This window comes from Actinomadura montaniterrae (genome assembly GCF_008923365.1).
Classification (GTDB): domain Bacteria; phylum Actinomycetota; class Actinomycetes; order Streptosporangiales; family Streptosporangiaceae; genus Spirillospora; species Spirillospora montaniterrae.
Map to the genome: position 1 here is coordinate 1 of NZ_WBMR01000005.1, position 22,120 is coordinate 22,120.

Here is a 22,120-nt window from a genome sequence, read left to right on the forward strand (position 1 = left end):
CGGTCGCGCTCCGGGACGGGCGCCGCGCCCCGGACCCGGCGGCGGGCCCGGCTGGCGAGCTGGCGCGCCGCCTCCGGGGACCGGCCCACGATCGGCGCGATGTCCTCGAAGGGCACCGCGAACGTGTCGTGCAGCACGAACGCGAGCCGCTCGGCGGGCGACAGCGACTCCAGCACGACCAGCAGCGCGAGCCCGACGGAGTCGGCGAGCAGCGCCTCCTGCTCGGGGTCGGTGCCGGACGCCGGCGCGATCACCGGGTCGGGCAGGCGCTCGTCGATGGGGTCCTCGCGGCGGGACGTGCGGGACCGCAGCATGTCCAGGCACACCCGCCCGACGACGGTCGTGAGCCATCCGCCGAGGTTGGCGACCGCGCCGGCATCGGACCTGCTCAGCCGCAGCCACGCCTCTTGGACGGCGTCGTCCGCCTCCGTCAGCGATCCGAGCATCCGGTAGGCGACGGCCTTCAGATGCGTCCGGTGCTCCTCGAACCGGTGCGCCAGGAAGTCGCGCTCGTCCATCGTTCCCCCCTCGTCGGCCACGTTCCACAACACTGACGGATCAGCCGCGCCGGATGTGACCGGGTTGTCGCGCGCGGAACCGTGGCCTTAACGTTCGTCGGGTGGACGACTCGATCGCGCGCGACCTGTGGACGGTCCTGGAGCCGCTGCACGCGGTGACGTACTTCTCCCCGGAGTGCCTGGAGGCGAACAAGGACGTGGGGCTGAAGGGCTTCTGGATGGGGTACTTCGGCAGCCGCGGCGCCCCGCTCGGCGCGGTGCCGGCGGGCGTGGTGGAGGCGACGTTCTTCGGGTTCCATCCGTCGCGGGTGCGGCGGGCCGTCCCGGACGCGTGGCGCTTCGCCTCGCCGGAGAGCATCCTCGCGGTGCGGGGCGTGGCGGCGGCGCGGGCCCTCCGCAGGATCGTCCCGGGCATCGAACGGGCCGCCGCCGAGGCGGCGCCGCTGCTGCGCCGGGCGGTCGAGGAGGCGGACGCGGCGGGCCGCCCCCTGTTCGGCGCCAACCGCGACCTGGACGTCCCCGATGACCCCGTCGAGGCGCTCTGGCAGGCCGCCACGGCGCTGCGCGAGCACCGCGGCGACGGTCACGTGGCCGTCCTGACGGGCGAGGGCCTCGACGGCCTGACCTCGAACGTCCTCGCCGCCGCCGTCGGCGCGGTCGTCCCCGACCAGATGCTGGCGGCCCGGGGCTGGACGCGCGAGCAGTGGGACGAGGCGGCGGACGCCCTCGCGGCCCGCGGCCTCGTGGACGGCGGAACCGCGACCGGCGAGGGACGCGCCCTCAAGGCCCGCATCGAGGAGCGCACCGACGCGCTCGCCGCACCGCCCTACCGCGTCCTGGACGACCCGAAGGCCCTCTACGACCGCCTCGTCCCCGCGGCGCGGGCCGTGGCCGACGCGGGCGAGATGCCCTTCCCCAACCCGATCGGCCTGCCCCGCGTCGGCGCGGCCTAGCCGCGCGTGGGGGTCTTGGAGAGGTCGACCTCGGTGATGCTGCGGGTGATGCCTGCGGCGGAGTAGGCGGCCTCCTCGTCGAGGGTCTCGGCCTCCAGCAGCGCGGCGGCGAGCGAGTCGAGCTGGTCGCGGTGCGCGCGCAGGGTCTCGAGGGCCTCGGCGTAGCACTCGTCGACGATCCGGCGGGCCTCCAGGTCCACGGCGTCCAGGGTGCCCTGGGCGGCGTACTGGCCCATCGGCTCCATCCCGTCGGACGGCAGGATCGACAGCGGGCCGACCTTCGGCGACATGCCCCAGCGGCCCACCATCCCGCGGGCGATCTTGGTGACCTGCTCCAGGTCGCTCTCCGACCCCGTGGTGATCACGCCGAACACCAGCTCCTCGGCGGCCATCCCGCCGAGCGCGCCGATGATCCGGCCGCGCAGGTACCGCTCGTCGTAGGCGTAGCGGTCGCTGTCGGGCGTGGACACGGTGACGCCGAGCGCGCGGCCGTGCGGCACGATCGTGATCTTGCGGACGGGGTCGGCGCCCGGCTGCAGCATGCCGAGCAGCCCGTGCCCGGACTCGTGGTAGGACGTGCGGCGCCGCTCCTCGTACGGCATGACCAGCGCGCGCCGGGTACCGAGCTGCACCTTCTCCAGCGCGGTCTGGAAGTCGTCCATGTCGACCGCGCCCTTCTCCCGCTTGACGGCGAGCAGCGCGGCCTCGTTGACGAGGTTGGCCAGCTCGGCGCCCGTCATGCCGGGGGTCATCCGCGCGACCGAGAGGATGTCGGCGTCGCCGCCGAGCGGCACCTCGCGGGTGTGCACGCGCAGGATCGCGACGCGGCCGTCCAGGTCGGGCGGCGACACCGCGACCTGCCGGTCGAAGCGGCCCGGCCGCATCAGCGCCGGGTCGAGGATGTCGGGGCGGTTCGTGGCGGCGATGACCACGACGCCCTCGGAGCCGGAGAACCCGTCCATCTCGGTGAGGATCTGGTTCAGCGTCTGCTCGCGCTCGTCGTGGCCGCCGAGGCTGGCGCCGCTGCCGCGGGCCCGGCCGATCGTGTCGATCTCGTCGATGAAGATGATCGACGGGGCGGTCTTGCGGGCCTCGGTGAACAGCTCGCGGACGCGGGCGGCGCCGACGCCGACGACCATCTCGATGAACTCCGACGCGGCGGCGGAGTAGAACGGCACGTTCGCCTCGCCGGCGACGGCGCGGGCCAGCAGCGTCTTGCCGGTGCCGGGCGCGCCGGTGAGCAGCACGCCGCGCGGGACGCGGGCGCCCATCCGGCGGTACTTGCCGGGGTCCTTGAGGAAGTCGACGACCTCGCTGAGCTCCGCCTCGACCTCGTCGATGCCGGCGACGTCGGCGAACGTGGCGCGCTTCTCGTCGGGCGCGACGGGCTTCGGCGAGCGGCCGAAGCCGCCCATGAGGCCGCCGCCACCGCCGCCGGTCATCCGGCGCTGCAGCCACACCATGACGCCGATCCACAGGCCGACGAACAGCAGGGTCGGCAGCAGGGACAGCGCCAGGTTCGCGAGCAGGCCGCGGTCCTCGTTGACGGGCTTCGCCTCGACCTCGACGCCCTTGTTCACCATCTCGGTGTAGATCTTGTCGTCGGCGAACGCCGGGCGCAGCGTCTCGAACGCGGTGTAGGTCTTCTTCGGGTCCTTCTGCCCGGGCACCTGCTGCGCGCTCTTCAGCTTGCCCTGGATCTGGTAGCCCTTGGTGTAGACGTCCTTGACGTTCCCGGCCTGCACCTGCTGGGTGAAGGCGGTGTACGGGACGCTCACCTTGTCCTGCTGCCCGGTGTAGTGCATCGAGACGTAGCTCAGCCCGAACACCACGAGCAGCAGCAGCCAGAACAGGGACGTGTTGCGGCGGGGACGCCAGCCGCCGAAGCCGCCGCCGGCCTTCTTCGGCCGCTCGGGCACGCCCTCGGCGCGCCAGGGCCGGTCGGGGTCGTTGCGCGGCGGCACCGACTCGCGCCGGTCGCGCTCCGCGGAACCTGCACGCTGCGCCGCCGCCTCGCTCGGCTGTGGCGCGGGTTGCTTGGACGGCACGTCTGGCATCTCCCGGTACGCATCGCCCGCGGGTGGGCGGGCGATCTGCTTCAACGGAATCCCGGTTCGGGGCTCCGGGGAGGTAAACGGGATTCCCCTACGAGACGTTCCCGTGCCGTATCAGCGGTGGGCGAACGCACAGTCCGGGTGTGGCGCGGGTCACTGCGGCCCGGTGGGGGTGGTGAACCCGTACTTGTTGAAGAGCCGCTGCGCCTCGGGCGTGAGCAGCCAGGACACGAACTCCTCGGCGTCGCGGAGGTGGGGGCCGTCCTTGACGGCCGCCGCGGAGAAGGTCGCGGTGACGTTCTCGTCGGCCGGGATCGGCACGCTGCTGACCGCGACCCCGGCGGACCGCAGGTCGGTGACGTAGACCACGCCCGCGTCGGCGTCGCCGATCCGGATCTGGTCCAGCACGGCCCGGGAGCTGATCTCCTCGGCGCTCGTCCGGACGCTCACCCCCGCCTTCGCGAACGCCTGGCGGGTGTAGCGGCCGATCGGCACCGACGCGGCGCCGGCGACGACCCGCAGCCCGCGCCGCTCCAGGTCGTCCAGGCCGCGGACGCGCTTGGGGTTGCCGGGGCCGACGGCGATCGTGAGCGCGGTCGCGGCGATGGCGCGGCGGGGGCCGTCCAGGTACCGGCCGGCCGGGTCCAGGCCGGCGGTGTCCGCGGTCGCCAGCACGTCGCCGGGGTCGCGTTCGGAGAGCCGCTCGGCCATCTCCGTCGAGCCGCCGAACTCCGCCCGCACCCGGACGTCCGGGTGCGACTGGCGGTAGGCCGCGCCCATCTCGCCGAGCACCTCCGTGAGCGAGGAGGACGCCAGCACCGTCAGCGTCACCGGCCCGGACGACCCGCCGCACCCGGCGGCGAGGCCGAGCAGCAGGACCGGGACGAGCAGGGCGGACGCGCGGGCACGCCCGACGGCGCCGGTGAGGCGCGCTCGGGGGGAGTCGGGCATATCGCAGAATCCTAGGGAGGGGCCCGGTCCGTCCCTCGCATTCGGCCCCCAGCGTGTCGGTGCCCGGCGCTACTGTTCCCTCAACTGGAGATCACCTTCCCCGGAGGCACGGACGATGTCCCTCGACCTGATGGAACTGCTCCCCGCCGACTGGCGGCAGCGGCTCGACCCGCTGCTCGACCCGGTCGCCACCGCCGCGCTGGGCGCCTTCGTGGCGGGGGAGTACGACGGGCAGACCGTGTACCCGCCGCGCGAGGACCTGTTCAACGCGTTCCGGCACTGCCCGTTCGACCGGGCCCGCGTGCTGATCCTCGGACAGGACCCCTACCACGGCCCGGGCCAGGCGCACGGGCTCAGCTTCAGCGTCCGCGACGGCGTCCGGCTGCCCCCGTCGCTGCGCAACATCTACAAGGAGATGGCGTCCGACCTGGAGATCCCGCCCGCCGTGTCCGGCGACCTCACCCCGTGGGCCGACCAGGGCGTCCTGCTGCTGAACGCGGTGCTGACCGTGCGCGGCGGGGACGCCGGGTCGCACGCGGGCAAGGGCTGGGAGGACTTCACCGACGCCGCGATCCGCGCGCTGAACGACAAGACCGACCGCGTGGTGTTCGTGCTGTGGGGCGCGTACGCGCGCAAGAAGGCGCGGCTCGTCACCGGCCCGCAGCACACCGTGATCGAGTCCGCGCACCCGAGCCCGCTGAGCGCGAAGAAGTTCTTCGGGACGCGCCCGTTCAGCGCCGTGAACAAGGCGCTGGTCGACGCCGGCCAGCCCGAGATCGACTGGCGCCTCGCCTGACCGGCGCCCCCTGACCGCGTCCTGAGCCCGCCGTCCGCGCGTCCGCCTTTCGCGGGGACGGCGGGTTCCGGCGTGGCCGCTGCCGCCGATCCGGGCCGCGACGGGGCGGTTCAGAGCGCCAGGCCGACGGCGAGCAGCACGCCGTAGGCGATCTGGAGGCGGCCGGTCTCGCCCAGCACCGGGATCAGCGCGGGACCGGACGCGCCGCCGAGCACCTTCTGCGTCGGCGGGATCGACAGCGGCGCCGCGAGCAGCGCGATCAGCGCCCACGGGTGCGGCGCGGCCAGCACCAGCACGAACATGAACGGCAGCGCCGCGCACGCGGCGTACAGGATCCGGGTCCGGCGGTCGCCGAGCACGACCGCGAGGGTCCGCTTGCCGGACTCGCGGTCGGTGGGGATGTCGCGCAGGTTGTTGGCGACCAGCAGCGCGCAGGCGAGCAGGCCGACCGGGACCGCCGCCAGCCAGCCCTCCCACGGCAGCTCCTCGGCCTGCACGTACACGGTGCCGACGACGGCGACGAGGCCGAAGAACACGAAGACCGACACCTCGCCGAGGGCCCGGTACCCGTACGGGGTCTTGCCGCCGGTGTAGAACCACGCGGCGAGGATCGCGACCGCGCCGACCAGCAGCAGCCACCAGGTCGTGACGGCGGCGAGCACGAGCCCGGCCACGGCGGCGGCCAGGAAGCAGCCGAGCGCGGCGGCGAGGACCTGCTTGGGCGGCGCGACCTTCGACCCGACGAGGCGCAGCGGCCCGACGCGGTCCTCGTCGGTGCCGCGGACGCCGTCGCTGTAGTCGTTGGAGTAGTTCACGCCGATCTGCAGGACGAGCGCGACGAACGCCGCCAGCAGCGCCCGCCACCAGATGGCGTGGTCCGCGCCGATGGCGACGCCGGTGCCGACGACGACGGGAACGAGGGACGCGGGCAGGGTGCGGGGCCGGGATCCGGCGACCCATTGGTTCAGCGTGGCCACAGTTACCGCTCGATCTCGTGGGACGACAGGGGTGCAGGGGGTGTCAGCCGCCCTGGCGCTTCGATTCTTCCCGATGTCGATCAGTGCTCGGGCGCAGCCGCAGCGACAGGGCCAGCCCGGCGGCGAGGATCGCGGCGGTCGTCAGCGCGGCGTGCCTGGTCGCGACGGCGAGGCTCGCGTCCGCGGCGTGCGCCTCGACCGTCCGGCCCGGACTGTCGTGAAGATCACGTCCGTAGGTCCCGGCGCTCTCGCGCAGGTGCCGGGTCACCGACGCCTGCTCCGCCGGGCTCAGCGACGTCCCGGCGAGCCGGTCGCTCATCGCGTGCCCGAGGCTCGTGGCGAACACCGTCCCGATCAGCGCGATGCCGAGGGCCGCGCCGACCTGCCGCGCGGTGGACTGCGTGCCGGACGCCTGGCCGGCCTGCCCGGGCGGGACGTCCGCGAGCGAGACGTTCGTCAGCTGCGCCGACGTCAGGCCGAGGCCGAGGCCGTACAGCAGCATCCAGGGCGCGAGCCCGAACCCGCCGGTGGTCGCCGACACGGTGACGCCGAGGGCGAGGACGGCCGCGACCTCCAGCACCATGCCGATCTGCACGACGCGGTGCGCGCCGCGCTTGTTGGCGAGCCTGCCCGCGTACCCGCCGGTGAGGAACGCCCCGGCGGCCAGCGGCAGGATCGCGACGCTGATCTGCAGCGGGTTCGTGCCGTGCACGCCGAGGAGGAACAGCGGCAGGATGAACAGCAGCCCGAGCTCGCCGACGTTGATCAGGGACGAGGCGAGGTTGCCGTGCCGGAAGTTCGGGATCCGGAACAGCTCGAGGTCCAGCATCACCGGGCGGCCCGCCGCCGCCCGCGACCGCTCGACCACGATCAGCGCCGCGATCAGCACGGCGCCGAGCGCGATCACCACCGGGACGGGCGACAGCGCGGTGCCCGGCCAGTCGAACCCCGCCACCGAGAACCGCCGGGTGGCCGCCCACCAGCCGTACGTCTGGCCCTCGATGAGCCCGCACACCAGGGCGGCGAGCCCGAGCGCGGACAGCCCCGCGCCCGGCCAGTCGATCTCGCGCAGCGCCCCGTGCGCGGCGGCGCCCGCCGCGCGGGTCTCCGGCATCAGCCGGAACGCGCCGGCGATGAGCGCCGCGCCGAGCGGCAGGTTGATCCCGAACGCCCAGCGCCAGCCGCCGCCGGTCGCGACGGCGCCGCCGATCAGCGGCCCGAGCGCGGCCATCCCGCTGATCATCGAGCCCCAGATCCCGAACGCGATGGCACGGTCCCGCCCGGTGAACACCGCGTTCACCGTGGACAGCGTCGCGGGCAGGATCATCGACGCGCCGACGCCCTGCAGCGCCCGCGCCGCGACGAGTGCGCCTCCGCCGCCCGCCGCCGCGGCGGCCAGGCTGGCGAGCGCGAACACCGTCACGCCGAGCACGAACATCCGGCGCCGCCCGAACAGGTCGCCGGCCCGGCCGAACGGGATCAGCAGCGCCGCGAAGACCAGCGCGTACACCGAGGTGATCCACTCCGCGCCGGTGGTCGTCAGGTCCAGGTCGGACACGATCCGCGGCAGCAGCACGCCGACGATGGTGGCGTCCACCACGACCAGGGACACGCCCAGGCTGATGACGACCATGCCGAGCCAGCGGCGGTGGTCGGCGCGCGGCGGCGTCGCCGGGGCATGCGGCGTCAGGGAGGTGGACTCGGGCACGGCCTCCACGATATGGCCGGACGGCCCGTGCCCCTCACCGACCCCTCCCGAACAGCGCCGCCATCGAACGGCGCCCCGCCGTCGAACGGTCCGTGCCTTGGACGGTGCCGCTACCCGGCGGTGATGTCGGTGTGCAGCCTGACCTGCCGGACGGGCTCGCCCATGTCGAGGGTGCGGGCCGTCCCGTCGGGCGCCCAGCCGGCGCCGCCGAGGAACGCCCGGGTGACCTCGTCCTTCTCGAACGTCCAGGTGATCAGGGTGGTGAAGCCGTCGTCGCGGAGCAGGTCGGCGGTGGCGGCGAGCAGCCGGCTGCCGTGCCCGGCGCGGGCGTGCAGCGGGTCGACCAGCAGCGTGATCAGCTCCGCGGTGGTCGCCGCGTCCAGGTCGGGGTCCTCGGCGGGGGCGTGCGCGGCGAACCCCACGACCAGGTCGGACGCGACCGCGACGAGCAGCCGGTGCCGGGGGCTCGGCGGGTTCGCCGCCGCGTCCGCCCAGCGCTCCCGCCACGCCTCCAGCGCGTCGGGGCCGGTCACCCGGTCCAGGACGGCGGCGGGGAGCAGGTCGCGGTAGCCGTGCCGCCAGGCGCGCACCTGGATGTCGGCGACCGCGGCCGCGTCCGCGCGCCGCGCGCCGCGCACTCCCGCATCGGGCCCGCTGGCGGTCATGGGCGTCCCCTCCTGACGATCACCGCACAGCCTAGGGCCCGGGGCCGGCTCAGGCGCGGTTGCGGGCCCGGTAGGCGCGGGTCTTGGTGCGGTTGCCGCAGGTGCGCATCGAGCACCAGGACCGCGACCGGTTCTTGGACGTGTCGAGGAACGCCCAGCGGCAGGTGCCTTCCTGGCAGGCCTTGAGGCGCGGCCAGGTCCCGGCGGCGGCCGCGTCCATGATCGCGGCGGCGATGCGGGCGAGCCCGGCGGCGGCGGTCGCGGGCGGGTCGAGCGGGACGAGCGCGGGCCGCGGCCCGGCGAGGACGACCCGCAGCGGCAGCGCCGACAGCGCGTCGTCCAGCTCGCCAGGGAGGTCGGCGTCCTGCGGGCCGTGGTGGGCGGCCATGGCCTCGCGCAGCCCCTCGCGCAGGGTGATCGCGGTGCTCAGGTCGGCGGGGCCGGCGGGCGTCCCGGACGGGACGAGCCCGTGCCCGGCGAGCCATCCGGCCAGCGCCTCCGGCGTGGGGAGGCCGTCGGTGCCGGCGTCGATGTTCAGCGTGTTGACGAAGTCCTGCAGCAGCAGCGCGGGGTCGTCGTTCTGCGCGTCGGCCATCGGTCCCTCCACCCGTCCGTGAGCAGCGTACCAACCGTCGACACCAGTGAACGGGTTTTAGTGGTTGCATGATTCCGACACCATCGTTACGGTTTCACTGGTGTCAACGAAGGGAGGCGCGATGAACGCGCTGCCGTACCTGGCGGGTCTCGCGACCCGGCACGCCTGGGCCGAGCGGGAGTACGCGCGGCTGCACTCCGACCTCGTCGAGGCGCGGCTCGCCGCCGGCGTCCGGGCGAGGGAGCGCGCGGCGCGCGGGCGCGCCCGGCTCCGCGCCCTGCGTCCGGTGCGCCCGCTTCGCCGTCCCGAGCCTGTCCACTGCCGGCGCGCCGCCGCGCGCTCGGCCCGCATCGCCCGTCCCCTGGGAGGAACCCGATGACGCAGCTGAAGATCGGTGTCGTGGTCGACTGTGCCGACCCGAAGGCCCTGGCCGCGTTCTGGGGCGGGCTCCTCGGCGTGGGGACGGCCGCCGCCGAGGACGGCTGGCTCGACCTGGAGCCCGCCGGCGAGGGCGGCCCGGTCCTGTCGTTCCAGCGGGTCCCGGAGCGCAAGACGATCAAGAACCGGATCCACTTCGACCTGGACGTCCCCGACATCCACGCCGCAGGCGAGCGCGCCGCGCGCCTCGGCGCGACCCCGGCCGGCGAGCCGATGGGCGACCCGCGCGCCCCGTTCCGGGTGTGGCGCGACCCGGAGGGCAACGAGTTCTGCTTCTGCACCGCGCCCTGAGCACCGTGCGCGGCGCCGTCCTGGCCCGCGACGTCAGCGCAGCACGGTCGCGAGGCGCCGGACGCCCTCCGCCAGCTCCGCCTCCGACGCCGCGCTGCCGTAGCTCAGCCGCAGGAACGGCGCCGGGGCCTCGGCGGGGAAGAACGGCCGCCCGGCGCTGACCAGCACGCCCGCGCGCAGGGCGGCCTCGGCGACCGCGACGTCGTCGAGGCCGTCCGGCAGCCGGGCCCACAGGTGCAGGCCGCCCGCGGGACGGTTCGTCCGGAGCTCCGGCAGGTCCCGGGCGAGCGCGGCGCGCAGCGCGTCGCGGCGCGCCGGCAGCGCCGTCCGGAGCGCCCGCAGGTGCCGCGGCCAGCCGGGCGAGCTGACGAGCTCGAGCAGCGTCTCCTGCAGCGGACGGGCCGGGAAGAACTCCTCGACGAGCTGCGTCGCCCGGATCCGCTCGGCGACCGGGCCGCGCGCGATCACCGCGGCGATCCGCAGGCTCGGCGCGGTCGCCTTGGTGAGCGAGGCGATGTGCACGACCCGGCCGTCGGCGTCCTGCGCGATCAGCGGCGGCGGGGGCGGGTCGATGCCGAGGTGCCGCGCGTAGTCGTCCTCGACGACGAAGGCGCCGGCGGCGCGCGCGACGTCGAGGACCCGCCCGCGCCGCTCGGCGCTCAGCACCGCCCCGGTCGGGTTGTGGAACGCGGGCTGGCAGTAGAACGCCCGCGCGCCGCTCATCGCGAACGCCTCCGCCAGCAGGTCGGGGCGGACGCCGTCCTCGTCCACCGGAACCGGGACGGGCCGCAGCCCGCTCGCCCGCGCGACGGCGAGCACGCCGAGGTAAGTCGGCGACTCGACCAGGATCGGGGCGCCGGGCGGGAGCAGCGCCCGCAGCACGGTCGTCAGCGACTGCTGCCCGCCGTTGGCGATGGTCACGTCGGCGGGGGACACGCCGCCGCCGACGCCGCGGGCGAACCAGGCGCGCAGCTCGGGGATCCCGCCGATCCGGGGCATGTCCCAGGCGTTCGGCCGCCGGGCCGCTCGCGCCGCCGCGTCCGCCAGGGCGCGGACCGGCTGCAGGCTCGGGTGCGGGTAGCCGCCGCTCAGCGGGACGGTGCCGTCCGGCGGCGGGGTGAGCAGCCAGGACACGCCCGCCGCGTCCACCGCGCGGCCGGCGAGCGTCACCGCCTGCCAGCCGAAGTCGGCGGGCTCGGACGCGGGGGACGGCCGGCGCGCGGCGAACGCGCCCGCGCCCGGCCGCGTGACGACCAGCCCCTCGGCGGCGAGCAGCCCGATCGCCCGCGACACCGTGACGGGGCTGACGCGGTGCCGCTCGACCAGCGCCCGGCTCGACGGCAGCCGCTCGCCCGGGCTCAGCCGGCCGACCTCGGTGCGCAGCGCGTCGGCGAGCGCCGCCACACTGCTATCGTTTTTCATGAGGAACAAAGATAGCGCTACTGTCACCGGACCGGTAGCGGGCAGGCGACCGGGGATCGGCATCTGGTTCGCCGCGCTGGGCGTGCTGATCTTCTCTTTCACCCTCCCCGGCACCGAGTACGGGCTCGAAGGGCTCGACCCCTACCTGATCGGCGTCGGCCGGTCGGCCGCCGCGGCCGTGCTCGCCGCGGCCGCACTGCTATCGGTCCGGGCCCGCCGGCCGCGCGGCCGGGAGTGGGGCGCGCTCGCCGTCGCGGCCGCCGGGGTGGTCTTCGGCTTCCCGGTGCTGTCCACGCTCGCGCTCGACCAGGGCGCGTCATCCGCCCACTCGGCCGTCGTGGTCGGGCTGCTGCCGGCGGCGACCGCCGTCCTCGGCGTGCTGCGCGCGGGCGAGCGCCCGTCCCGCGCCTTCTGGCTGGCGAGCGCCGCCGGGGCCGCCTGCGTCACCGGCTTCGCGCTGGTCCGGGGCGCCGGCCGGTTCAGCGCCGCCGACCTGCTGCTGTTCGGCGCGCTGCTGGCGGCCGCCGCGGGCTACGCCGAGGGCGGCCGGCTCGCCCGCGACATGCCCGGCTGGCGGGTGATCTCCTGGGCGCTCCTGCTGGCCGCGCCGATCACCGTCCCGGTGACCGGCTGGCTGCTCGCCACGACGCACCCGCACTGGACGGGCCATGCCGTGCTCGGCTTCGGTTACGTGACCGTCCTGTCCGCCTACCTCGGCTTCTTCGCCTGGTACGAGGGCCTGGCGCGGGCCGGGATCGCCCGCGCGAGCCAGGTGCAGCTCGCCCAGCCGGTGATGACGCTCGCCTGGTCGTGGCTGCTGCTGGGCGAGCCGATCGACGCGGTGACCGTGCTGGGGGCCGCGGGCGTCCTCGTTTGCGTGGCCCTGACGCAGCGGACGCGGGTCCGCCGCGCCCCCGCCGCCCCCGCCGCCGTCCCCGCGGGGACCGGGCCGCGCGCGGACGTGACGGGGATGAGCACAATGGACGGTAGGGCGTCACAATACGGTGACCATCGAGGAGCCTTCCATGGCCGACAAGCCGACCGTTCCTGAGGGCGGGTTCTGGCCCGCCCCGGACATCCCGCAGCCGAACATCTACCCGATGGAATGGCGGGTCGAGACCGACAAGCTCGCCGCCATCTACGAGAAGTCGAAGCGCACGGTGTGGAACCCGGCCGACCTGCCGTGGGACGAGTTGCGCCCGGACGGCTTCACCCCGGAGCAGCGCCTCGGGCTCATGTACTGGTTCGCGGTGCTGGCGAATTTCGACGCCTCCGGGCCCGCGGTGTTCGCCCGCGCGACCATCCACGCGTTCGAGCAGCACGAGGAGGACCCGGTCCGCAAGTGCTTCTTCTCGATCACCCGCGACGAGATGAACCACGAGGAGTGCTGCCAGCGGTCGATCGCGCGGATCTGGCCCGGCGGCCCGCTGGACTGGACCCCGGGCACGGACCTGGAGAAGGCCGCGCACAACAACATCGGCTGGCTCTACCACAACGGCGGCCGCTACTGGCAGGGCTACAACACCGCCGTCCGCAAGTACTCGCTCGCCGTGCTGTTCACCAGCTTCATGATGGGGGAGATGGCCGCGTCGACGCTGTTCCGCGGCATGGCGTCCGGGACCCGGCACCCGCTGTTCGGCGAGATGTTCAAGCGGATCGGCCGGGACGAGTCGCGGCACCTGCAGATCTGCATGACGATCCTGGAGAACGAGTGGCCCGGCCTCACCGAGGACGTCAAGGGCCAGATCACCAAGCAGCTGCGGGCCGGCTTCGTGTTCCTGTCGATGATCCTCTGGGAGCCGCCCGAGGGCTTCTGGGATCTGCCGCCGTACTTCCTGCACAACCACCGCGTGCTGATGGACCACGCCCGCGACGCGGGGCTCGGCGTGCTGTCGTTCGACGAGCAGGCGGAGAACTGGCGGGTCGCGATCGCCCGCGTCCGCGCGATCGTGGAGCGCTGGGGGATCGAGTTCCCCGCGATCCCCGAGCTGGACATCTCCGGCGTCGACGTCACCGGCATCGAGGCGGAGGACATCATCCCGGTCTTCTGACCCCGTCTTCCGGCTCTTCGTCTTCCGGTTCTTCGTCGAGTTGCGGCGAGACGTCGCTTTGGAGCGGTCCATAACGGCGGATCGCCGCAACCCGGCGCCCTCAATCCTTGACGATCTGGGCCAGCAGGGTGACCACGCCGACGCCGACCCCGATCGGGATCGCGGCCTGCGGGGCCATCGCGGTCAGGGCGCCGGCGCCGATCGCCACGAGGACGATCAGCAGCGCCCGGGTGCTGACCAGCGCTTCCCGCGGGGGTACGGCCCCCCGCGCCCCGCGGGCCGGCTTCGCTGGAAGCAGGGGTGTCGGTTCGGCCTGGTCCGGTCGTGCTCGCATGTCCGTTCGACCTCCATCCCGGAATTCGGAACAGGATCGGGGCGGCCCCCATGCGAGACCCCGTGAAGACCAGGGGCCCGGCACCGCTGAGCCGCCTCGTCACCCAAGGGTTCCCCCGGTGTCAACGCTTGCCGCGCGCGACGCGCGGTCCCGGCGCAATCATGATCGACTCATGGCCGGCGCGTGGCCTCCGGCATGCCGCACGCGGAAGCGGGGGGACCGTGGCGCGCCCGATGTGCCGGGCCGATACGCGATCATTGCTGGATGACGGGGATGAGGCGTTCTGTGGGGATCCGGCGCGGGATCCGGCGCGGCGCGCGATGGGCGGGCTGGACGGCGGCGTACGCGCTCGGGCTCGTCGCGATCACCCTCGCCGGCGCCTGGACGTGGTGGCAGCCCGAGCCGGAGGCGCGCGGCACCGAGGCGAACGCGCTGTGGGCCAGGCACCAGTGGGTGGGAGAGCCGCACACCGACGCCGAATACCGCGGCCTCGCGGCGCTCCTCCAGGAGAACCGCATCACCGACGTGTTCTTCCACGCCGGGCCGTTCGAGGCGGACGGGACGGTCCCCGCGGCGAAGTACCGGTACGCGGGGGCCCTTGCCAAGGCGGTTCACCGGTACGCGCCGGGCGTGCGGGTCCAGGCGTACCTCGGCCAGATCCGCAAGGTCGAGGGGAAGGGGGGCATCGACCTGGACGACCCCGCCGTCCGGGACCGGGTGCTGCGGACCGACGCGGCCCTGCTCGACCTCGGGTTCGACGGCGTCCACTACGACTTCGAGCCGATCTACCCCGACGACGGCGCGTTCCTGACCCTGCTGGACGCGACCCGCGCGCTGACCCGCTCCCGTGGCCGCGTGCTGTCGGTGGCGCTGGAGCAGCCGACGCTGGTGGACGCGGCGCAGCCCGTCTACAAGGCGCTGCTCCCGCGCACCGGGCCGTGGCACTATCCGCCGCGTCCCACCGACGCGTTCCTGCGGAAGGTCGCCGCGCGCGTCGACCAGGTGGCGGTCATGGCCTACGACGTGTCGCTGCCGACGCAGTCGCTCGCCGGCTGGCACTTCGCCCGGCACACCCGCCGCACCCTGGAACTCATCGGCGATCAGGTCACGGTTTTCATGGGCGTTCCCACATACCGGCCCACGATGGACTGGGCTGAGAATCTCACCGTCGCGCTCCGTGGTGTAAGGCGCGGAATAGGCGAGCTCAAACGGCCGCCGAAGCGTCCGTACGGCGTCGGCGTGTACGCGGACTGGACCACCACACCGGCCGAATGGGCCCGATATCGCGCGACATGGCTGCCCCCGGCGACAGAAAAAGTTGGCCGCTGAGAAACCCGGCCGACTACGTACCGATTTCTTCGTATGCCCAGGTGGAAAGGGGTGTATAGCGCGGCACGCCCGGGGTAGGGACGGGTGCGGAGACCGGGTGGTACCGGCGGATGGCGAGGGAAGTGGGGACGAGGCCGATGCGCATTCAGCAGACCGCGTGGCATGACGCCGACAGGCTCGGCGAGCTGTCAGCCGAGTTCACCGGCTGGCGGATCGGGCGCGGCGGGTCCGGCCACTGGTGGGCCGTCCGGGGCAATGATCTCGTGCGCACGCCGGACGTCGAGGAACTGCGCGGCCGGCTGCGCGAACTGACCGGAGGGTCACGTTATCCAACCGAGTCCGGGAAGTGGCCGGACTGACCCCGTAACGAGGCATTTGCGTGCCACGATGTCGGGTGTGGGAGCCGCCGCCACGCGTACCCCCGAGCGTGTGGCGGCGGCTTCTTCCATGCCCGCTCCCGGCCCGCTGGAGGGCCGCTCCGCGGACGTCCGGCCCCCCGTCCGGGCACCCGCCCGGACCCCGGTGCGCGGGGCCCCGCGCGGGCCCGCCGGCACGCCCGTCCCGACCCGGCCGCGAAACCCCTCGACCTGCGGCTCCAAGCCGGCGGCCGGAACGGTACCGTTCGATACATGGCACCCAGCACAACGACCGACGCCCCGTTCGGGCGGATGCTGACCGCGATGGTCACGCCGTTCCTGCCGGACGGCGGAGTCGACTACGACGGCGCCGCGCGCCTCGCGACCCACCTGGTCGACGAGCGGCGCCACGACGGCCTGGTCGTCAACGGGACGACCGGCGAGTCGCCGACGACGAGCGACGACGAGAAGAGCACGCTGCTGCGCGCGGTCATCGAGGCGGTCGGCGACCGCGCCGTGATCGTGGCCGGTGCCGGGACCAACCACACCGAGCACACCCTGAAACTCGCGCGGCAGGCCGAGGCCGCCGGCGCGCACGGCCTGCTCGTGGTCACCCCGTACTACAACAAGCCCCCGCAGGAGGGCCTGCTCCGCCACTTCACGGCGGTGGCCGATGCGACGGGCCTGCCGAACATGCTGTACGACATCCCGGGGCGCGCCGGGGTGCCGATCCAGAACGACACGCTGATGCAGCTCGCCGAGCACCCGCGGATCATCGCCGTCAAGGACGCCAAGGGCGACCTGTTCGGCGCCTCCCGGGTGATGGCGCAGACCGACCTGGTCTGGTACTCCGGCGACGACGTGCTGAACCTGCCCTGGCTGTCGGTCGGCGCCGCCGGGTTCGTCAGCGTGGTCGGCCATGTCGTGGGGACCGAACTCCATGAGATGATCGACGCATACCGCGCCGGTGAGCATGGGCGGGCGCTGGAGATCCACCGGCGCCTGCTGCCCGTGGTCGCCGCGATCATGACCCGTACGCAGGGCGCCATCGCCGTCAAGGCAGCGCTGAACCTGCTGGGCCTTCCCGGGGGCGGCCCGCTGCGCGCCCCGCTGGTGGAGGCCACGCCTGAGTTCGCGGCGCGCCTGCGCGAAGACCTCACGATAGGGGGAGTCAAAGTGCCGGAGGTCGTCATTCCGGAGGTCGCCCGGTGAGTCATCCTCACCCGGAGCTCTCGGACCCGCCCGCGCCGCCCGAGGGCGGTCTGCGCATCGTCGCGCTCGGCGGGCTCGGGGAGATCGGCCGCAACATGACGGTCTACGAGTACGGCGGTCGCCTGCTCGTCGTCGACTGCGGTGTGCTCTTCCCCGAGACCGAGCAGCCCGGCGTCGATCTGATACTGCCGGACTTCGAGTACATCAGGGACCGCCTCGACGACATCGAGGCCGTCGTCCTCACGCACGGGCACGAGGACCACATCGGCGCCGTCCCGTACCTGCTGCGCGAGCGCCGCGACATCCCGCTGATCGGCTCGAAGCTCACGCTGGCCCTGCTGGAGGCCAAGCTCACCGAGCACCGCATCAAACCGGTCACCGACGTGGTGGCCGAGGGCGAGCGGCGCGCGTTCGGGCCGTTCGACTGCGAGTTCTTCGCGGTCAACCACTCGATCCCGGACGCGCTCGCGCTCGCCGTCCGCACGCCCGCCGGGCTCGTCCTGCACACCGGCGACTTCAAGATGGACCAGCTGCCGCTGGACGGCCGGCTCACCGACCTGCCCGGGTTCGCCCGGCTCGGCGGCGAGGGCATCGACCTGCTGCTGTCGGACTCGACCAACGCCGAGGTCCCCGGCTTCGTCACCAGCGAGCGCAACATCGGCCCGGTCATCGACGAGGTGTTCCGCACCGCGCAGGAGCGGCTCATCGTCGCCTGCTTCGCCTCGCACATCCACCGCGTCCAGCAGGTGCTGGACGCCGCGGTCGCCAACGGCCGCAAGGTGTGCTTCGTCGGCCGCTCGATGGTCCGCAACATGGGCGTCGCCCGCGAGCTGGGGTACCTGAACGTCCCCGAGGACGTGATGGTCGACCAGAAGGAGCTGGACGACATCCCCGGCGACCGGCTGGTGCTGGTGTGCACCGGCTCGCAGGGCGAGCCGATGTCGGCGCTGTCGCGGATGGCCAACCGCGACCACTCGATCCGCATCACCGACCGCGACACCGTGATGCTTGCGTCCTCGCTCATCCCGGGCAACGAGAACGCGGTGAACCGCGTCATCAACGGCCTCACCAGGTGGGGCGCGCGGGTCGTGCACAAGGGCAACGCGCTGGTACACGTGTCGGGGCACGCGTCGGCGGGCGAGCTGCTGTACGTGCTGAACGTGACCAAGCCGGGCAACTTCATGCCGATCCACGGCGAGTGGCGGCACCTGCGGGCGCACGCCAAGCTCGCCGCGCTCACCGGCGTGCCGGACGACAACATCGTCATCGCCGAGGACGGCGTGGTCGTCGACCTGGTCGACGGCCGGGCCAAGATCGTCGGCGCGGTCCCGGCCGGGTACGTGTACGTGGACGGCCTGTCGGTCGGCGAGGTCACCGAGACCTCGCTGAAGGACCGGCGGATCCTCGGCGAGGAGGGCTTCGTCTCCATCGTCGTCGGCATCGACTCGACCTCCGGCAAGCTGGTGGCCGGGCCCGAGGTGCACGCCCGCGGCGCCGGCATCGTCAACGAGGACTTCGACGAGGTCATCGAGCGGATCGAGGGCGTGCTGGCGGGCGCGGCCGGCGACGCCGTCAACGACCTGCACCAGATCAACCAGCTGATCCGCCGCACGGTCGGCAAGTGGGTGAGCGACAACTACCGCCGCCGCCCCATGATCATCCCGGTGGTCGTCGAGGTGTAGCCGCCGCCCGGGGCGGCCGTGCGCGCACCGCGCGCGGTCGTCCGGGCGGCGTCGTGCCCGGTCGTCCGGGTGGCGGTCGTGCCCGGTCGTCCGGTATGGGCAACACGCCCGTTCGCCGTCCCGGGAACCCCGGCGCTCCTTGGTTACTCTCATAACCATGGCCACACGTGCGTCCGGGGGAGCGAAGACCACCTCCTCGCGTACCGGGGGCAGCGCGGCTCGCAAACCCGCAGGGTCGGCCCCCCGGAAGCGAACGAGCGGCGGCGCGAAGGGCGGTGGAGCGCGCGGCGGCGCGAAGGGCGGCGGAGGCCGGGGATCCGGCCGGGGCCGCCCGCAGCAGAAGCCGGACCCGATCTCGCAGGCCGTCCTCGGCTTCTTCAAGCTGCTGTTCAAGCTGTACCTGCTCGCGGCGGTCGCCGTCGGCTCCATCTTCCGCGCCTACGGCAACGGCGCCCGCAGCCTCGACCCCGAGCACCGGCGCGACGGCCTCGGGCTCGCGCTGCTCGGGTCGTCGATCGTGCTCGCCTCGGTGACCTGGTTCCGGCCGGACGGGGTCGTCACGATCGCGCTGGAGAAGGTCGTGCGCGGCGGCATCGGCATCGTGGCGATGGCGCTGCCGGTGGTGCTGGCGCTGCTGGCGTGGCGGACGCTGCGCCACCCCGAGCAGAACGAGGAGACCGGGCGCGTCGTCATCGGCCTGACCGCGCTGACCGTCGGGGTGCTCGGCATCCTGCACATCGCGGCGGGCGTCCCGTCGCCGTCCAGGGACATGCCCGGCGTGCGCGACGCCGGAGGCGTCGTCGGCTGGCTCGTGTCGGCGCCGCTGGACGCCGCGCTCAGCGGCTGGGTGGCGGTGCCGCTGCTGCTCCTGCTGTCGGGGTTCGGGCTGCTGGTCATCACCGCCACCCCGATCGCGAAGGTGCCCGAGCGGGTCGGCGAACTGTGGGCCGTCGCGACGCTGCAGGGCCGCCCGGAGCGCCCGTCCGACGCGGCGGAGGAGGAGCGGGAGGCGCCGAAGAAGCGCCGCCGCAAGAAGAAGGCCGACGAGGCCGACGACGAGCTGGAGGTCGGCGAGCACTCCCGGCCGTACGACACGCCGCTGCTGGAGGACGAGCCGAAGCGCCGGGAGCGGCCGAGCCGCGACCTCGCCGACGAGCTGTTCGAGCCGGACCCGTTCGGCGGGGACGTCCCGCCGCCGGCGCCGCCCATCGACGACGTGCCGCCGCCGCCCGACCCGGTCCTGGAGGAGCCCGCGCCGCCCGACGAGCCCGTCCACGGCGACGTCCCCGACCCGACGCCGGCACCGCGCAGCTCCGAGCAGCTGCCGCTGTCGTCGTCGGGGGAGATCTACGTCCTGCCGGACCCGTCGGCGCTGCGGCCGGGCAGCGTGGCCAAGCCGCGCACGAAGGCCAACGACACGGTGGTGAACGCGCTCACCGGCGTGCTGGAGCAGTTCGACATCGACGCGCAGGTCACCGGGTTCACCCGGGGGCCGACGATCACCCGGTACGAGATCGAGCTCGGCCCGGCGGTGAAGGTGGAGAAGGTCACCGCGCTGACCAAGAACATCGCGTACGCGGTGAAGAGCGCCGACGTGCGGATCATCTCCCCGATCCCCGGCAAGTCGGCGATCGGCGTGGAGATCCCGAACACCGACAAGGACATCGTCAGCCTCGGCGACGTGCTGCGGTCCCCGGCGGCGACCAACGAGCACCATCCGATGGTGGTGGGGCTCGGCAAGGACGTCGAGGGCCGCACGGTGGTGGCGAACCTGGCGAAGATGCCGCACATCCTCATCGCGGGCGCGACCGGCGCGGGCAAGTCGACCTGCATCAACGGGCTGATCACGTCGGTGCTGATGCGGGCGACGCCGGACGAGGTGCGGATGATCCTCGTCGACCCGAAACGGGTCGAGCTGACCATGTACCAGGGCATTCCCCACCTGATCACCCCGATCATCACCAACCCCAAGAAAGCGGCGGAAGCCCTCGAATGGGTCGTCGGTGAAATGGACCGCCGGTACGACGACCTCGCCGCGTCCGGGTTCCGGCACATCGACGACTTCAACAAGGCGGTGAAGGCGGGCAAGCTCACCGCGCCGCCCGGCAGCGAGCGCGTCTACACGCCCTACCCCTACATGCTGGTGATCGTCGACGAGCTCGCCGACCTGATGATGGTCGCGCCCCGCGACGTCGAGGACTCGGTCGTGCGCATCACCCAGCTCGCCCGCGCCGCCGGCATCCACCTGGTGCTCGCGACGCAGCGCCCGTCCGTCGACGTCGTCACCGGCCTCATCAAGGCCAACGTGCCGTCCCGGCTGGCGTTCGCGACCTCGTCGCTGTCCGACAGCCGCGTCATCCTCGACCAGCCCGGCGCGGAGAAGCTGGTCGGGCAGGGCGACGCGCTGTTCCTGCCGATGGGCGCCAGCAAGCCGATGCGCATCCAGAACGCCTACGTGTCGGAGAAGGAGATCCACGGGATCGTCGACCACTGCAAGGGGCAGATGGAGGCGAACTACCGGGAGGACGTCGCCGAGTCCGCCGCGCCGAAGAAGGAGATCGACGAGGAGATCGGCGACGACATGGACCTGCTCGTCCAGGCGATCGAGCTGGTGGTGTCGACGCAGTTCGGGTCCACCTCGATGCTGCAGCGCAAGCTGCGCGTCGGCTTCGCCAAGGCGGGCCGGCTGATGGACCTGATGGAGAGCCGCGACATCGTCGGGCCGAGCGAGGGCTCCAAGGCGCGCGACGTGCTCGCCAAGCCCGACGACCTGCCCGGGATGCTCGCGGAACTGCGCGGCGGCGGCTGACCGGGCGTTCCCCCGCGACACTTACCGCGGGGGAACAACGGAATGTCCGCGCCGTTACCGTCATATGGCCACCGGACACCGGGAAGGGCATGGCGGAATGATGCGAAATCTTGCCCTGTTTCGAACGTGTTGGCGCTCGCCGAGCGGGCATTCCCGTTTCTAGACTGGTGTCGCATCAGCGTGGAACCAGCCGCGAACGCGCTCGAAGGAGGCCCGGCGTGAGCATCGGTGAGACCTTGGCCCAGGAGCGTCGGCAGGCGGGTCTCTCGGTGACGCAGGTCAGTCTTCAGACGCGGATCCGCGAGACGGTGATCCGCGGCATGGAGTCCGACGACTTCTCCGCCTGCGGCGGCAACTTCTACGCGCGCGGCCACATCCGCAGCGTCGCGCGGGTCATCGGCATCGACCCGGAGCCGCTGGTCAGCGAGTTCGACGCCGCGCACGGCGGCGCCCCGCAGCCGGTGTCGGCGACGGCGGCGTTCGAGCCGGAGCGCGCGATCCCGTTCCGCGAGCGCCGCTCGGCGAACTGGAGCGCGGCGATGGCGCTCGCCCTCGCCGTCGTGGTGATCGCCGGGGTGTTCCAGGCCGTCCGGCACGACGGCGGCCGCGAGCAGCACACCGCGCGGCAGGTCGCCGGGACGCCCGCGCCGCGCCCCTCGAAGCCGGCCCCCTCCGCGCCGCCCAAGTCCACCGACCCGGTGGCGGCGGCGCCGCGCACCACGGTCGAGGTCGCGGTCGTCGCCAAGCGGACGGTCTGGGTGAACGTCCGCGGCGACAAGGGCAAGGCGCTGTACTCCGGCGTGCTGCGCAGCGGCGACCAGAAGAAGTGGACCGCCAAGAAGAAGATCAGCATGGTGATCGGCATCGGCGGCGGCGTCCGGCTCACCGTGAACGGCAAGGACATCGGCACGCCCGGGAAGGGCAAGGGCGTCCAGCGGCTCACCTTCGACCGCAACGATCCCGCCGCGGCCTGAACCCC

Annotated in this window: 21 protein-coding genes; 12 read left to right on the top strand and 9 right to left on the bottom strand. The window is 73.5% G+C overall.

What is annotated here, in order from left to right:
• On the bottom strand, window positions 1–518 hold a 518-nt coding region (locus F9B16_RS03405; RefSeq protein ID WP_151538331.1), incomplete at its 3' end, for a sigma-70 family RNA polymerase sigma factor.
• Between the two features lie 101 nt (window positions 519–619).
• Between F9B16_RS03405 and F9B16_RS03410 the strand changes: the two genes are divergently transcribed.
• Complete coding sequence (locus tag F9B16_RS03410) at window positions 620–1,471, top strand: SCO6745 family protein (protein WP_151538332.1); 852 nt, start codon at window positions 620–622, stop codon at window positions 1,469–1,471.
• Here F9B16_RS03410 and ftsH read toward each other — a convergent pair.
• Window positions 1,468–3,519, bottom strand: coding sequence for an ATP-dependent zinc metalloprotease FtsH (ftsH, locus tag F9B16_RS03415; RefSeq protein ID WP_225991316.1), 2,052 nt, complete (start codon window positions 3,517–3,519; stop codon window positions 1,468–1,470). The genes F9B16_RS03410 and ftsH overlap by 4 nt on opposite strands.
• A gap of 159 nt (window positions 3,520–3,678) precedes the next feature.
• Window positions 3,679–4,476 (bottom strand): molybdate ABC transporter substrate-binding protein, encoded by a 798-nt coding sequence (modA, locus tag F9B16_RS03420; protein WP_151538334.1) that lies wholly within the window; start codon window positions 4,474–4,476, stop codon window positions 3,679–3,681.
• Window positions 4,477–4,591: 115 nt separating this feature from the next.
• Here modA and F9B16_RS03425 point away from each other — a divergent pair, with 115 nt between their 5' ends.
• On the top strand, window positions 4,592–5,272 hold the full coding sequence (locus F9B16_RS03425; RefSeq protein ID WP_151538335.1) for a uracil-DNA glycosylase: 681 nt from the start codon (window positions 4,592–4,594) through the stop codon (window positions 5,270–5,272).
• A gap of 110 nt (window positions 5,273–5,382) precedes the next feature.
• Here the strand turns inward: F9B16_RS03425 and F9B16_RS03430 are convergent, their stop codons facing one another.
• The 4 genes from F9B16_RS03430 to F9B16_RS03445 form a co-directional block, all read right to left on the bottom strand.
• Entirely contained in the window at window positions 5,383–6,249 is an 867-nt protein-coding gene (locus F9B16_RS03430) for a 1,4-dihydroxy-2-naphthoate polyprenyltransferase (RefSeq protein WP_151538336.1), read from the bottom strand.
• A 43-nt stretch (window positions 6,250–6,292) separates the two neighbouring features.
• Window positions 6,293–7,957 (bottom strand): MFS transporter, encoded by a 1,665-nt coding sequence (locus F9B16_RS03435; protein WP_225991317.1) that lies wholly within the window; start codon window positions 7,955–7,957, stop codon window positions 6,293–6,295.
• Between the two features lie 110 nt (window positions 7,958–8,067).
• Window positions 8,068–8,622 (bottom strand): GNAT family N-acetyltransferase, encoded by a 555-nt coding sequence (locus tag F9B16_RS03440; protein WP_151538337.1) that lies wholly within the window; start codon window positions 8,620–8,622, stop codon window positions 8,068–8,070.
• 49 nt (window positions 8,623–8,671) lie between these two features.
• Window positions 8,672–9,217, bottom strand: a complete 546-nt coding sequence (locus F9B16_RS03445; RefSeq protein ID WP_151538338.1) for a CGNR zinc finger domain-containing protein — start codon at window positions 9,215–9,217, stop codon at window positions 8,672–8,674.
• A 100-nt stretch (window positions 9,218–9,317) separates the two neighbouring features.
• On the opposite strand from F9B16_RS03445, the gene F9B16_RS03450 reads away from it, so the two are divergent.
• Window positions 9,318–9,596 (top strand): hypothetical protein, encoded by a 279-nt coding sequence (locus F9B16_RS03450; RefSeq protein ID WP_151538339.1) that lies wholly within the window; start codon window positions 9,318–9,320, stop codon window positions 9,594–9,596.
• The gene (locus F9B16_RS03455) at window positions 9,593–9,946 is read left to right on the top strand and encodes a VOC family protein (RefSeq protein WP_151538340.1); all 354 of its coding nucleotides are present in this window, start codon (window positions 9,593–9,595) and stop codon (window positions 9,944–9,946) included. The genes F9B16_RS03450 and F9B16_RS03455 overlap by 4 nt, the downstream gene beginning before the upstream one ends.
• 33 nt (window positions 9,947–9,979) lie before the next feature.
• Here the strand turns inward: F9B16_RS03455 and F9B16_RS03460 are convergent, their stop codons facing one another.
• Window positions 9,980–11,368 carry an aminotransferase-like domain-containing protein gene (locus F9B16_RS03460; RefSeq protein WP_151538341.1) on the bottom strand — a complete coding sequence of 463 codons (1,389 nt, stop codon included), beginning with the start codon at window positions 11,366–11,368 and terminating at the stop codon, window positions 9,980–9,982.
• Here F9B16_RS03460 and F9B16_RS03465 point away from each other — a divergent pair.
• Window positions 11,367–12,419, top strand: coding sequence for a DMT family transporter (locus F9B16_RS03465; RefSeq protein WP_151538342.1), 1,053 nt, complete (start codon window positions 11,367–11,369; stop codon window positions 12,417–12,419). The genes F9B16_RS03460 and F9B16_RS03465 overlap by 2 nt on opposite strands.
• On the top strand, window positions 12,394–13,419 hold the full coding sequence (locus F9B16_RS03470) for a hypothetical protein (RefSeq protein ID WP_151538343.1): 1,026 nt from the start codon (window positions 12,394–12,396) through the stop codon (window positions 13,417–13,419). The genes F9B16_RS03465 and F9B16_RS03470 overlap by 26 nt, the downstream gene beginning before the upstream one ends.
• 100 nt (window positions 13,420–13,519) lie before the next feature.
• On the opposite strand, the gene F9B16_RS03475 is transcribed toward F9B16_RS03470, so the two are convergent.
• Entirely contained in the window at window positions 13,520–13,753 is a 234-nt protein-coding gene (locus tag F9B16_RS03475) for a hypothetical protein (RefSeq protein ID WP_151538344.1), read from the bottom strand.
• A 264-nt stretch (window positions 13,754–14,017) separates the two neighbouring features.
• On the opposite strand from F9B16_RS03475, the gene F9B16_RS03480 reads away from it, so the two are divergent.
• The 6 genes from F9B16_RS03480 (at window position 14,018) to F9B16_RS03505 (ending at window position 22,115) form a co-directional block, all read left to right on the top strand.
• On the top strand, window positions 14,018–15,082 hold the full coding sequence (locus F9B16_RS03480) for a glycoside hydrolase family 18 protein (protein ID WP_225991318.1): 1,065 nt from the start codon (window positions 14,018–14,020) through the stop codon (window positions 15,080–15,082).
• Window positions 15,083–15,219: 137 nt separating this feature from the next.
• Window positions 15,220–15,441, top strand: coding sequence for a hypothetical protein (locus tag F9B16_RS03485; RefSeq protein ID WP_151538345.1), 222 nt, complete (start codon window positions 15,220–15,222; stop codon window positions 15,439–15,441).
• 270 nt (window positions 15,442–15,711) lie between these two features.
• On the top strand, window positions 15,712–16,650 hold the full coding sequence (gene dapA, locus F9B16_RS03490) for a 4-hydroxy-tetrahydrodipicolinate synthase (RefSeq protein ID WP_151538346.1): 939 nt from the start codon (window positions 15,712–15,714) through the stop codon (window positions 16,648–16,650).
• The gene (locus tag F9B16_RS03495) at window positions 16,647–18,332 is read left to right on the top strand and encodes a ribonuclease J (protein ID WP_151538347.1); all 1,686 of its coding nucleotides are present in this window, start codon (window positions 16,647–16,649) and stop codon (window positions 18,330–18,332) included. Before dapA ends, F9B16_RS03495 begins: the two co-directional genes overlap by 4 nt.
• Window positions 18,333–18,489: 157 nt before the next feature.
• Window positions 18,490–21,141 carry an FtsK/SpoIIIE family DNA translocase gene (locus F9B16_RS03500; RefSeq protein WP_192808606.1) on the top strand — a complete coding sequence of 884 codons (2,652 nt, stop codon included), beginning with the start codon at window positions 18,490–18,492 and terminating at the stop codon, window positions 21,139–21,141.
• Window positions 21,142–21,359: 218 nt separating this feature from the next.
• Entirely contained in the window at window positions 21,360–22,115 is a 756-nt protein-coding gene (locus F9B16_RS03505) for a helix-turn-helix domain-containing protein (protein WP_151538348.1), read from the top strand.
• Window positions 22,116–22,120 lie beyond the last annotated feature (5 nt).

What these genes read in the sequence shown, in the direction of transcription:
- F9B16_RS03445 (WP_151538338.1), bottom strand. Translation starts at nt 9,217, where the DNA reads ATGGCCGACGCGCAGAACGACGACCCCGCGCTGCTGCTGCAGGACTTC.
- F9B16_RS03480 (WP_225991318.1), top strand. Translation starts at nt 14,018, where the DNA reads ATGACGGGGATGAGGCGTTCTGTGGGGATCCGGCGCGGGATCCGGCGC.
- dapA (WP_151538346.1), top strand. Translation starts at nt 15,712, where the DNA reads ATGGCACCCAGCACAACGACCGACGCCCCGTTCGGGCGGATGCTGACC.
- F9B16_RS03485 (WP_151538345.1), top strand. Translation starts at nt 15,220, where the DNA reads ATGCGCATTCAGCAGACCGCGTGGCATGACGCCGACAGGCTCGGCGAG.
- F9B16_RS03455 (WP_151538340.1), top strand. Translation starts at nt 9,593, where the DNA reads ATGACGCAGCTGAAGATCGGTGTCGTGGTCGACTGTGCCGACCCGAAG.
- F9B16_RS03425 (WP_151538335.1), top strand. Translation starts at nt 4,592, where the DNA reads ATGTCCCTCGACCTGATGGAACTGCTCCCCGCCGACTGGCGGCAGCGG.
- F9B16_RS03475 (WP_151538344.1), bottom strand. Translation starts at nt 13,753, where the DNA reads ATGCGAGCACGACCGGACCAGGCCGAACCGACACCCCTGCTTCCAGCG.
- F9B16_RS03460 (WP_151538341.1), bottom strand. Translation starts at nt 11,368, where the DNA reads ATGAAAAACGATAGCAGTGTGGCGGCGCTCGCCGACGCGCTGCGCACC.
- modA (WP_151538334.1), bottom strand. Translation starts at nt 4,476, where the DNA reads ATGCCCGACTCCCCCCGAGCGCGCCTCACCGGCGCCGTCGGGCGTGCC.
- F9B16_RS03500 (WP_192808606.1), top strand. Translation starts at nt 18,490, where the DNA reads ATGGCCACACGTGCGTCCGGGGGAGCGAAGACCACCTCCTCGCGTACC.
- F9B16_RS03440 (WP_151538337.1), bottom strand. Translation starts at nt 8,622, where the DNA reads ATGACCGCCAGCGGGCCCGATGCGGGAGTGCGCGGCGCGCGGCGCGCG.
- F9B16_RS03465 (WP_151538342.1), top strand. Translation starts at nt 11,367, where the DNA reads ATGAGGAACAAAGATAGCGCTACTGTCACCGGACCGGTAGCGGGCAGG.
- F9B16_RS03470 (WP_151538343.1), top strand. Translation starts at nt 12,394, where the DNA reads ATGGCCGACAAGCCGACCGTTCCTGAGGGCGGGTTCTGGCCCGCCCCG.